This is a genomic window from Sporosarcina ureae DSM 2281, from assembly GCF_000425545.1.
Lineage (GTDB): Bacteria > Bacillota > Bacilli > Bacillales_A > Planococcaceae > Sporosarcina > Sporosarcina ureae.
This window is the reverse complement of the sequence record NZ_AUDQ01000002.1, coordinates 153,489-165,092: the sequence shown is the minus strand read 5'-3', so window position 1 is coordinate 165,092 and position 11,604 is coordinate 153,489. Positions and strand designations below refer to the sequence as shown.

General features: G+C 38.7%; 11 protein-coding genes. 3 read left to right on the top strand and 8 right to left on the bottom strand.

What is annotated here, in order from left to right; genetic code table 11:
• Positions 1-45: 45 nt before the first annotated feature.
• Positions 46-1,737: a septation ring formation regulator EzrA gene (gene ezrA, locus H605_RS0103190; RefSeq protein ID WP_029052869.1), complete on the bottom strand. Its 1,692-nt coding sequence runs from the start codon at positions 1,735-1,737 to the stop codon at positions 46-48.
• Between the two features lie 297 nt (positions 1,738-2,034).
• Here ezrA and H605_RS0103185 point away from each other — a divergent pair, with 297 nt between their 5' ends.
• Positions 2,035-2,838 (top strand): S1C family serine protease, encoded by an 804-nt coding sequence (locus tag H605_RS0103185; RefSeq protein WP_081657836.1) that lies wholly within the window; start codon positions 2,035-2,037, stop codon positions 2,836-2,838.
• A gap of 115 nt (positions 2,839-2,953) precedes the next feature.
• Here the strand turns inward: H605_RS0103185 and H605_RS0103180 are convergent, their stop codons facing one another.
• On the bottom strand, positions 2,954-3,271 hold the full coding sequence (locus H605_RS0103180; RefSeq protein ID WP_029052867.1) for a YflT domain-containing protein: 318 nt from the start codon (positions 3,269-3,271) through the stop codon (positions 2,954-2,956).
• A 217-nt stretch (positions 3,272-3,488) separates the two neighbouring features.
• Between H605_RS0103180 and H605_RS0103175 the strand changes: the two genes are divergently transcribed.
• Positions 3,489-3,869, top strand: coding sequence for a carboxymuconolactone decarboxylase family protein (locus H605_RS0103175; protein WP_029052866.1), 381 nt, complete (start codon positions 3,489-3,491; stop codon positions 3,867-3,869).
• 44 nt (positions 3,870-3,913) lie between these two features.
• On the opposite strand, the gene H605_RS0103170 is transcribed toward H605_RS0103175, so the two are convergent.
• Together H605_RS0103170 and megL are read right to left on the bottom strand one after the other, a co-directional pair.
• Positions 3,914-5,062 (bottom strand): baeRF3 domain-containing protein, encoded by a 1,149-nt coding sequence (locus H605_RS0103170; protein ID WP_029052865.1) that lies wholly within the window; start codon positions 5,060-5,062, stop codon positions 3,914-3,916.
• 426 nt (positions 5,063-5,488) lie between these two features.
• Entirely contained in the window at positions 5,489-6,679 is a 1,191-nt protein-coding gene (gene megL / locus H605_RS0103165) for a methionine gamma-lyase (protein ID WP_029052864.1), read from the bottom strand.
• Positions 6,680-7,218: 539 nt separating this feature from the next.
• Here megL and rpsD point away from each other — a divergent pair.
• A complete protein-coding gene (gene rpsD, locus H605_RS0103160; protein ID WP_029052863.1) occupies positions 7,219-7,821 on the top strand; it encodes a 30S ribosomal protein S4 in 603 nt (200 codons plus the stop codon).
• Positions 7,822-8,360: 539 nt separating this feature from the next.
• Here rpsD and H605_RS0103155 read toward each other — a convergent pair.
• The 4 genes from H605_RS0103155 to H605_RS0103135 all read right to left on the bottom strand — a co-directional run bounded on the left by H605_RS0103155 (position 8,361) and on the right by H605_RS0103135 (position 11,321).
• Positions 8,361-8,897: an SMI1/KNR4 family protein gene (locus H605_RS0103155; protein ID WP_037561515.1), complete on the bottom strand. Its 537-nt coding sequence runs from the start codon at positions 8,895-8,897 to the stop codon at positions 8,361-8,363.
• A gap of 497 nt (positions 8,898-9,394) precedes the next feature.
• A complete protein-coding gene (locus tag H605_RS0103145; RefSeq protein ID WP_232321241.1) occupies positions 9,395-9,619 on the bottom strand; it encodes a hypothetical protein in 225 nt (74 codons plus the stop codon).
• 135 nt (positions 9,620-9,754) lie between these two features.
• Positions 9,755-10,570: a lipid II flippase Amj family protein gene (locus tag H605_RS0103140; RefSeq protein ID WP_029052859.1), complete on the bottom strand. Its 816-nt coding sequence runs from the start codon at positions 10,568-10,570 to the stop codon at positions 9,755-9,757.
• Positions 10,571-10,694: 124 nt separating this feature from the next.
• Complete coding sequence (locus tag H605_RS0103135; RefSeq protein WP_081657835.1) at positions 10,695-11,321, bottom strand: stage II sporulation protein M; 627 nt, start codon at positions 11,319-11,321, stop codon at positions 10,695-10,697.
• Positions 11,322-11,604: the final 283 nt, after the last annotated feature.

Genomic DNA, 11,604 nt, shown 5'->3' with positions numbered 1-11,604 from the left:
GCGAAACAAAGCCACCGGAAAACCGGTGGCTTTGTCGGAATATAGTTATACTTTAACTTGAATCATACCTTGAATCTTTTTCAAGGCTCCTGGTTCAACTTCTTCAACCGCAGTACCTGCTTCTTCCAATGCTCTTAAGTAGCGACATTGCATGAAGGACTCTTCAGCTTTCAACAATTTCTCGTGAACTTCCGGATGAGACGCACGGTAACGGTTACCGTATTGGATGATTCGTTCTACAAGCAATGCATTTTCAATCATGTCTGCCGCTTTCGCACAAACATCCGTGACTACTGTATCTGCTTTTTGAACATATGATTCAACCAACGCCATATTAAGTGGCACTTCTTCTAGACTTTGTTTCACGATGAATATTTGTTCGTCCGCTTCTTCAAGCTGTACTTCCATATCATCAGGAATACCCGGGATATTGGCACGGTGTAAATTACGATCCGCAATTTGCAGTTGCTGTGCAAGAGTCACAATACGTGAGCGCACAAGATTTTCATCGATTCGAAGATTTTTGATACGGTTACTGAACTTGGAATGTGCTTCAGAGATTGCATCCAATTCTTCCACTAGCTCTTGCAACTCAATTTGTTGAGCTGAGTAGGCCAAGTTTTTCGCATCTTGACGTTCAATGAATATTTCAATTCGTTTCGCCAGTGCGTTCAACTTTTGCAATGCCATTTGTGGAATAATGACTTCATTCTCATCAAGACGGTAACTTTGTTGAACGAATTTCACTTCTTCAATCGTATCTGGAATCGCATATTGAAGTTCTTCAAACAGATCCAACATTTGATCCAAATGCTCATCTACGTAATGACGGGAACTCACTTCCTCTTCCAATACGTCGTAGAACGATTCGATTTCATCATGAATTTCATTCACTTCCGCAGCTACTTCTTCAACATCCAAACGTGCTAATAATTGACGAAGATCCGCAATTTGTTGTTCGATTTTGTCAAAACGTGAAGGCATTTTCAGGTGTCCTAAGTAATACTCCTGACCTTCCATTTCAATAATCCCTTTACGCAATTCTCGCAAAGCAGCAGGTATTTTCGTTTGCAACTCATTAAGTAATGCAGGGATCTCATCAAGTAAAAACGAAAAGCGTTCTTCTTTTGCTCCTAATACAATCACAATTTCACGCGCTTGTAAGTAGTTACCATTTTCGATAAGTGCGTCGTACTCTTCAAATCTAGGATTGAAGGATTCCCACTCTTTTTCTAAAGGCTCCACTGCCGGTCCAAATGCGTACTGATGAGCTAAGATCTTTTTGCGCGCGGCACGGTGGTGTTCTTTTACCGTTTCAATTTCAAACCGATTTCTTTCTTCACTGCCAATCAGTTCGTTTAGTTCCTGCAAGATCGTTCGCATCTCTTTTTCACATTCGTTCAAGATTTCGCGGATTTGTTTTTCTGTTTCCGTTGCTTTCTTAAAGCGGAAACGATCCACTTGCCCTTCAGCATCCAGTAAAAGCAAATCTACATTATGAAGGCGATCATCTACTACTTCTGTCCAATTATTGCGCCATCTCTCGAACATTTCTTCTGTTTCGCCAGTCATATTCAACTGCTTTACTTTCGTCATTTCTTCGAATATTGGTTCGTTTTGAATTTGTAATTTTTCTTGTTCCATTTCACTGATTTCTTGTATATGCTTTCGCCTAGACAGAAATGCCATCACCGTTAAAACAATGATGATAACTAATGGAATGATGACGTATATCATCTCACTATGATCCCCCTATCCCACACTTCGCGCATAAAGTGACTACTTTAGATATTATAGTATATCGTAACATGTTTAAAGCATTTTCGTCTTCTATTCACATCTTTTTTAAAAAACAACGAACTTTTTATCACATCTTGGGATATTTCCACACGGTTATTCATATTTTCGTATTCTATTGTTACAAATTTTGCGAACTATTCATTTATACAGTATATAGTATCTTCCCACTAAACTCGGTTAGCTCCCTTCGCATTCATTATCTGGTAAACTATGTACGAGAAAGAGGTGGGACTAGTGGATAGCAAAGATCCGTATCAAGAAGACTTGGACGATGATGAACTGCAAGATCTCGTACTCGAAGCACAACGTGAAGCATTAGAAAAAGCAGCTGCTGAAAAAAATGTCCGACGCACCTATCGCCCTTTCCCTAAGTGGATGTTTTGGATCATGGCAACTACTCTAGCACTCAGCACGTTCGCCATTGTCTTTCAGATATACTCGATTCCAGCTTTGGAGTTTCTACAAGCATCGTCAGAGTTATCTTCAGATCCACAAATAGCAGAATATAAAGAAGCGGTAGTTGTCGTAGCTACAGAAAATACTAAAGGTACAGGGTTTTCCATTAATGAACAAGGTACCATTATTACGAATTATCATGTAGTAGAAGGCAATGAATCGATGATTGTCTCTTTCCCTGAAGGCGAACGATTCACCGCAGATGTCACGAAAGTGTTTCCAGACATCGATCTTGCGGTACTTGAAGTGAACGGAACCAATCTCCCTCACGTAACATTAGCGGAAGAAACGACTTTTTATGACCATGAGCCAATTACATTTATCGGTAATCCTTTGAGCTTTTCAGGAATAGCAAATAAGGGTCACACGATTGACTACAAACAGCTAGCAGACTGGGATATTCCTGTCGTCATGATAAAAGCACCTGTTTATAGAGGGAATAGTGGAAGTCCTGTAATAAATGAAGAAGGTAAGGTCATCGGCATTGTGTTTGCTACGCTAGATGACGAGACGCATGGTAAGGTCGGGTTGTTTATACCGGTGGATGCTTATTACGAGGCAATGTCTAATGAAGAAAAGTAAGTGATAGAGATACAGCTCAGGATTTACATTTCAAAGGGGACGCGTCCTACTCGTTTTGTATTCAAAAATAAAACCGGTCAAAGGAATACAATCCTCTGACCGGTTTTTTACTTTCTTATTTTTTAGCGACTAGTAATAGTCTACCTTTGTCTAGTTCGCTTTCGCCTTCTTCAGCTTCTGCTTTTGAAAGACCTATTGACTCCATCTGCGCGCGCAATGTATCGCCACGAGATGTGAACATGTTCTTCATTGTATCGAGGAAGCCCATCTCGGCCATACCTACTTGCTCTGAATCCAGTGCATCTGAAATTTTGTCTTCACGATCTTCACTATGTGCGAAAACATACACCTCATCATGTGTGTAACCTTGTGCTACCAATTCTTCAATCTTCTTTTTAGCCTGTACTGCATTCTCTAGGAAAAACTTATCCATTCTTCATTACCTCCATAAATACTTGTTTTTTTGACCTATTCATCTATACCTACTCTTAGCCTTCCTTAAACAATAATGACGAATTTCACATCCTTTGAACCATTATTATGTTTTAAACTGATAATAACTACATAATTTCCAGACAGAAAATCAAAACAATAATCAGAATATGCTATACTTTCTTTATATTACAACAAGAAAATAGGGGGTTATTTCATTGTCAACAGAACGTATTGAAGCAGGACTAGAGAAAATCAAGGAATATGTGAGTGAAGAAGAGGCCGAACGCATGATGACAGCTGATGCATTAAAAGGATTGGCACCTGATTTACGGAAGTACATAGTGGAGTTCGCGTATGGGGAAATTTATTCACGGCCAGGACTCGACAGTAAACAAAGACAATTGGTAACACTCGCTTCGCTTGTCACACAAGGGGCGACTACACAAATCCAAACGCATGTAAAGCGCGCATTGACAGTCGGTTTAACGAGAACGGAAATCGTGGAGAGCATCATGCAACTCATTCCGTATGTTGGGTTTCCACGCGTACAAACCGCGTTGACTGCAGCTAAAGAAATACTTGAACAAGAAAAATAACAGTAAAATCCGACCAAGAGATTTCTCTTGGCCGGATTTTCTTCTTACCATCTAAAAATTGCAGCTGCACCCGTTTCTACAGGCATCCGTTCTTTCGGAAGAACGACTACTTCTCCTCCGGTTTTAAAGACGATTTCTGCTAAGTCATCCAGGACGTCATCCACTGCAGATTCCTCCAGGTTATTCGTCTGTATTTCTCCTGTGCCTAGATTCATTTTACCTGGATACAGATAATCATCTTCCAATATAAGTCGTCTAATACGATCCTCACTTGCTGCTTTAGCAATTTCTTGGATGTTTCCAGAACCTTGATCATTCGCTTTAGCATTTTCAAAGTTCTCCACTAAGTCTTTTGTTTTCTGTAAGTACGTTGGCTCTACTAATTCCCAAGCCATTTTACGTAGTTGCTCCAGGCTAAGTGCCTCAAAGTCGGACTTAATTCCTTCGGCTTGTAGGTGTGGATTATGACTTAACTCTTTGAACTGCGTCTGATATTCGGAGAGCGTGACTAAATATAAAGGAAGTTCCATCGGTTTAGAGTAATGTTCCGCAACCGTTCGATCTACATATCGGAAATAACGCTCAATATCAATATCAATTTCATCTTTTTTACCACCATGTCCATGTATCATAGCAGCTCCAGCAGCTCCACCTGAATTGCCAGTACCTAAATAGGACTCCGTCACTTGATCACCAATCGCTTCGTCCTTCGTTTTCGCCAATTCCTCAGGGATCTCTACTTCCTTTATACCATAGCGATTCCCTTCAAAAAGTTTGAATTCTTGTCTATTGACGCCGAGTAGATGATAACGGTCGGCAGATTGGAATACGCGAATAAGCGGTTTAATATGGAAACTGTCTGACACAATCGCCAATTCAGGCACAGGACGTTGCAGACGATACGCTATGATACGATCCTTCGTCGCAAACAATGCCAGTCCATCTCCTGCGTGTGCCCAGAAAGGACGCTCGCCTTCTAGTTTCTCAAGTGGCGATAGTAGACTCTTCACTTCATTCGCTGCATGTTTTTTAGACAACTCTTCCTGCACTTGTTGTAATAAATTTTTAAATCTGATCGGGTCTTGTTGATTTTCAGGTCGATACCGGTGGGTCGGTTGATAAATGGAGATACATGTCTCCGCTTGCTCCTTCAAAAACTCATGAGGAAATTCGTTTACAATCTCTACGTTCATCCTAATCCCTCCAATAAAAATTTTCCTGTAGGCAACAACAGGCTCTAATTTACTAGTTCCCTTTTCAATAGTTTGTAAACTTTGCGACTCTGATAGTGTAAAGCCTTGTTGACAAACAATCTTCATTCATGTATAGTTACTGATTGGGATTGATAACAGATCTGACATAAAAAAATGGCGTTCTGCAGATGTTTATTCGGAACACTTATTCATCACTGGCGCGACTATAGGGTCGCAAGGACGCAAAAGTAGGTAGGGTTTGCGTTGCTTAAGGGAAACAACCAGTAGAACACGACCGCGGCAAAAGAGGTCCAATCAGAATCTACATGCTATATAAATCAACACATATAATCGTTGTCAAACGTAACATTAAAGATCCTATATAAAAAGCGAGCTCCCCGATATGGGACGCTCGCTTTTTTCAATTCAGATCGCTTCAAACGCTTGATCTAAGTCTGCCATGATATCATCCATATGCTCTAGACCTACAGATAAGCGTAGTAACGTATCCGACACACCCATCTTCTCACGGTCTTCTTTTGGCACAGCAGAGTGTGTCATCGTCGCTGGATGCTGCATAAGCGTCTCCGCGTCCCCTAGACTGACCGCCAATTTGACGAGCGATAAATGATTCAACAACTTCTGCGCATCTTCTTTTCCACCTTTAATCGTAAAGGAAATCAATCCTCCACCCATTTTCATCTGCTTCTTCGCAATCTCATACTGGGGATGCTGATCGTCAAACGGATAGAATACATCTTCTACTTTCGGGTGCTTCTGTAAATAGTCAAAAATAATTTTGGCATTGGCTGAATGTCGATCCATACGAATAGGTAATGTCTTAATGCCGCGTAACAACAGCCACGCATCGAAAGGTGAAATGATACCACCGAAATCTTTTAACACTGTACCACGAATCTTCGCCATCTCGTCTGCATCATTACCTACGAGCAGTCCTGCAATTACGTCACCGTGTCCATTAATGTATTTCGTCGCGCTATGAAGTACATAATCTACGCCGAACGTCAACGGTGTTTGGATATAAGGTGAGCAGAATGTATTATCCACTACCACTTTCAAATTATGACGCTTGGCTACATTGACTACCGCTTCGAGATCAGCTAGCTCCATCGTCGGATTGATTGGCGTTTCTACATATATACATGTAGTCTCAGGCTTCACCGCTTTTTCAATCTCTTGTTCTGTTTTCATGGAAATTAAATCATGCGTAATATTATACTTTTCTTCTAATATTTTTAAGAATCCGAATGTGCAACCATAAATCCCACGCGAGCAAATTATATGATCATTCGCCTTCGTCAAATGAACGAGCACCGAACTGACCGCTGCCATACCGGAAGCAAATGCGAGACCTGCTGCGCCCTCCTCCATTTTAGCAATACGGTCTTCAAGCACCGCGACCGTCGGATTTCCTAAACGAGAATAAATATTCCCCGCTTCTTCACCCACAAAACGCCGCTCGCCTTGTTCAGCCGAATCAAATACATAGGTTGAGGTCTGATACAGCGGCACCGCCAGACTTCCTTGATGATCCTCGCTGTCATATCCTTCATGAATCATCGCCGTCTCTTTGTGCCAGTTGTTATTCGTCTTCATGCTGATTCCTCCTTGTTATAGCTTATTCACGTCTTAATGAAAGCGCTTTACTACAGTGTACATCGATTGTTTGAAAAACGAAAGAGCATGAACTTCCATCTATTATAAGTTGAATAAAGAAATTTGTAACTAGTTAAAAAACGTTGATTTCTGTTCCAGGTGGAAGAGCCGTGACGAAGAACGGCTTTTGCGAGTAAAAGTGAAGTGTTAGGAGCACATCTTTGCACTCGCCACATTCCAGAACAATCCGCTAATTGTTGTAGTAATTATCGTTTTAAAAAACTGGAGTACATTCTTTTAATTCATCTTCTTAAAATGAAATGCTTGACCAATAGTCAATAAATTGGTATGCTATGCTTTGTGTAAAATATTCGCAGCAGTTATGTGTTCTATTTTGTCCAGTCTATTCCTTTTTTAAGGTGCACCACGTAACCTCGAGGCTGCAGGGGCGAAGTTGCAAGATTATAGAATGGCAGATGGATTGAACATATCTGGTCTTATTTTACAACAAAATAAAACCAACAGAGGAGGAGTCTCTCATGGCTCGATATACAGGTCCATCTTGGAAACTGTCACGCCGTTTAGGTATCTCACTAACAGGCACTGGTAAAGAAATTGAAAAGCGTCCATACGCACCAGGACAACACGGTCCAAACCAACGTAAAAAACTTTCCGAATACGGAATGCAATTACAAGAAAAACAAAAACTACGCTTTATGTACGGAGTAAACGAACGTCAATTCCGCACACTTTTCAACAAAGCTGGTAAAATGCAAGGTATTCACGGTGAAAACTTCATGATCCTTCTTGAAGCTCGCCTAGACAGCGTTGTTTACCGCATGGGTCTTGCACGCACTCGTCGTGCAGCTCGTCAGCTAGTCAACCACGGTCACATCTTGGTAGACGGCAAGCGCGTTGACATCCCTTCATTCGCAGTAAAGCCAGGTTCTGAAATCTCTCTTCGTGAGAAATCTCAAAACTTGACTGCTATCGAAGAAGCACTAGAAGTAAACAACTTCGTTCCAGACTTCGTAACTTTCGATAAAGATACGAAAAAAGGTACATTCGTACGCCTTCCAGAGCGCGGCGAATTAGCTGCTGAAATCAACGAAGCATTGATCGTTGAATTCTACTCTCGTTAATAACAAGGAAACCCCGTTGGCTGAGATTCTTCTCAGTTGGCGGGGTTTTTTATTAAGATACCAGGTCCAGATACAATTCTAAATCGTGTACCGATCCAGTACTTTCTTCAAACAAAAGGAACCCCAAATTGAGTAACGGGTTCGATTGATGGGGAGAAAACCGACAATAACAAGTCAAATAACAACCGATTTAGCATGTGTTTTATACATAAATCAACAATAGAAAAAGCAAGAAAAAACGCACAGAATATTTAACGCCTGTGCGTTTTTTACTTACCTTATTTCCTAATATAAATTTCGTATCACTTGTTCCACAATCGCCCCCTAGAAAGATCAGCTTTTGAACCCGTTGATCTGCGCTGCAGCCGGACGCGTGTCTTATGGGCGGGCGGTGAACCACACTCCCAGATTGAAAATTCATATCTCTTTTCATTTTGGGAAAAGGGAAGGATGTAGGAAAAAATTATGTTATCAAAGGTTAGTAATAAAAAATAAGACTTTCTCCATTTTCACTGGAGGCAGTCTTAAATGATTAAAAATTATTCATCGAACTTATAGAAATTATCAGCTGTATATATTGGCCAATCCCAAAAATTAGAACCTTGTGAAATAATATATCTATCTACAAAAAGTTCCAAATTTAAATTTAGAGGTATAGCTTCTAAAAAACTACAGTGGTACAAATAGTTAGGTTGATTGTTTTTAACGCACTCCATATTGATAGATAGATAATTTTCAGATAGGTATCCTATTGGTAAGTATGGATGTTGGACATTTCCTGCATTTTCTTGAATTTCATTCAAAGAAAAAAGCTCAAGTCCACCACCGATATTTATATTATCCATTACCACTTGGAATAATTTTATTCCATTACTATAATTTAAGAGCATTCGATAGTCTTCTGGCAATTTTATACCGTTTTCTTTTTCTAAGTACAATATTTCATTATCTTCTGCAGATAAATTAAATGAGCATATTCCTTCGTAATAATTACCTTTTTCTCCGTAAATTAAGATTTCTCCATTTGTACCTAATCGGTTCTTTAGTGTATCTAAAGATTTAGTAATGAAGTGCAAATTATTACCCCCATAAATATATTTTCTTCATTTTTTCTCCCCCTGTTAAAGGTTAGTCGTTAAGACAAAGAAAAAGTTGCATATATATGAAAATGGCCAGATTGCGATATAGACGAAATTGCTTATAAAGCAATCGCACCCGTTAATAATAATTTTTATTCCAAATGTCTCTCTGGAATTTTGAGGAACCAAATATATATAGCCAATGCAATTATAGCGCCATATAATAAATTTACTTCGATAAAAATCATTACAAATAAATAACTTAGAAGTAAAGTTAATATCCCACCTAACACAGAACTAATCGTTTTCGGTAACAGAAATTTATAACTTAGTTTATAAAAAATAAAGCCACCAACTGAACTTACAAAAATCGATAACACTAATATATATATAAAGCTTAAAGACATTCTATCACCGTCCTTTTTAAAATAATTTAGACCGTTTGGTGCGCAACAGTTGTACAGTTAACGCCCCCGTTTATAGCAAAGGTATATTCAACTACCTGGAGCCTTGTAGCCAGGTTTTATTTTGTCTTTAATATTCAATAAAGCATCATATCCAAAAGCAACTACTAAGCCACTCCAGAAGATTGAGCGTGAAGAGATGAGACCCTTATCCATCCTTAAATAAAAAATATAGTTTACAGTCAGTAACAGCAGAAACGTGTAAAAACCAAGTATAGCTGCCTTTTTCCAATTCAATGATTCTTTTTTATTCATAGATTTAAAAAGCTTCATTTATCTTCCTCGATTCTACGTTCTGCCACAAATATCTTATTCAAGAACCTTTGGCACGATTGCGATACAGACAAAATCGCTTATAAAGCAATCGCACCCGATTGACGAAGTCTCACATCAAACTATGAATTGCGTAAACCAAGCAATGTACTTAGCTCCTGGTATAAAGAATACTTGTGCCAATAAAGTTCCTAATAGTCTTGAAGTAACCATCATTAATGACATATTCTTAAGGGTTTGGTAATTCCCTCTTCCATTCACTACATCATCTGCAATGACAGAGACCTTTGGATCGACGAAAATAATTAACAGTATTGTGGCCACCCCGTTTATTAAACCCGATGCCATAATTGCTGTTGTTGCACGTTCTGGGGTAAGCAACGCTGCATATAAAGCAGATAACACACCGATAGTGTATATTGCTGTTATTATCATATTTATTAAGAATAACCTCACTGGAATATCTTTGATTTCGGTATCTTTTAGATATGAAAATCTCGGTAAACTGAAATGTGTTATGCCTCGTTTTATGTACTGTAAGGAAAAAAGTCTTTTAAATAAAGATGGGATGGATCCCCTCTCTTCGGATAAATGAATAATTGCTCTTGAAAATAGGGCTATAAAAGTAGGGAGTAAAAGCATCCCGAAAATCGTCCCGACTGTTGACGCACCTATTAGAAAGCGAAATTGTGTCGCTACAAACTCTTGTCCATTAGTACTTGGAGCATTGTCAATCAAACTTCCTGTAAAAGGTTGTTGCATCATATTCGCCAATCTTGAAACCATTACCATTATATTAAAAAGAGATAATGCTGTGGCAATCCTCTTTACCCTTGCCCCAGATAACCTTACTGCATAGGCAAGCGTTTCAATAGAATGAATGATAAAAATAAATAAAGCAACGTATATTAGTTTTTCGGTAATAGTCTCCAATATTCCCCCTACTTTTCAATCATTTTTCAAGCGTTATTGTTCGCAATCAAAATTATTTTTCTCTGTAATTCGGGCCGATTCTGATACGGCGTTGTCTTACAATCGCGCCCGATTGTCGAACCTATTACTGAAAAAGGTTAAATATAATATCAGCTATGTAAGTCTCCAAAAATGCAGCTACAATAATCATTGGTAATATTAATACCCCGTAAATTTTCATTGCGCCAAAAACTTTCTTAGCAAGAGGAACCTGACCTTTATCTTTCTTGAATACACTTCTAAATTTTTCTCTAATGACTCGATTTAAATTAAATAGAACTGCTGCAAATAAACAAAACGCAAAAATTTCAACAAAATAATGAGGAAGGGTAGACGTAATCATCTCAATGCCTTTTATAAAATCCAACTGCAAAACAACACCAAAAAGAATACCAGGGAGAATAGCAGTTGATATTACATTTATTAGATATAGAAACTGTATGGGAATTAAAGCCAACACAAACATTTGCAAAGGCACCATGAATCCATTATTCACAATGTATGCCCATACTTTTTTAATCCCCGTAAATTCATTCAATTGATCCGATGAACTATTTCCAAAGGACTCCATTACTCCTTTTAAATCAGGATTAACAAAGTAAGTTATTACTGTTCCCAATACTGTCATTATCGTAGCTATAACAAAGAAAACTACAGCCCTTTTAAAAGCAGTTTTATTTACTAGCTTAAAAATTATCATCACCTCATCCATTAGATAGATTCCTACAAAATGGCCCGTTTGTTTAATAAGCCACCCTCTTATAATCTATTTTAGCACAAAACACCTTTTTCCCTTCGACGTTTTCAGTTATTTCAAAATTGATTTCAAGGAAACCATTTCACCCACCTATTGACAAGCATATTAACAACTTAATTAGCTGAGGCACATAAATTTATGCGCTGTTGTTAATTTGTCCACCAATTGTAATGCGATTGACTATCTATAATCATCTTAAACGTTGATACAACAACAAAAATGGGGACGCCAATTCATG

Excerpts from the sequence above, each read along its gene's own strand:
- H605_RS0103180 (WP_029052867.1), bottom strand. The coding sequence starts at position 3,271 with ATGGATAAGTTTTTCCTAGAGAATGCAGTACAGGCTAAAAAGAAGATT.
- megL (WP_029052864.1), bottom strand. The coding sequence starts at position 6,679 with ATGAAGACGAATAACAACTGGCACAAAGAGACGGCGATGATTCATGAA.
- ezrA (WP_029052869.1), bottom strand. The coding sequence starts at position 1,737 with ATGATATACGTCATCATTCCATTAGTTATCATCATTGTTTTAACGGTG.
- rpsD (WP_029052863.1), top strand. The coding sequence starts at position 7,219 with ATGGCTCGATATACAGGTCCATCTTGGAAACTGTCACGCCGTTTAGGT.
- H605_RS0103145 (WP_232321241.1), bottom strand. The coding sequence starts at position 9,619 with ATGAATAAAAAAGAATCATTGAATTGGAAAAAGGCAGCTATACTTGGT.
- H605_RS0103170 (WP_029052865.1), bottom strand. The coding sequence starts at position 5,062 with ATGAACGTAGAGATTGTAAACGAATTTCCTCATGAGTTTTTGAAGGAG.
- H605_RS0103135 (WP_081657835.1), bottom strand. The coding sequence starts at position 11,321 with ATGGATGAGGTGATGATAATTTTTAAGCTAGTAAATAAAACTGCTTTT.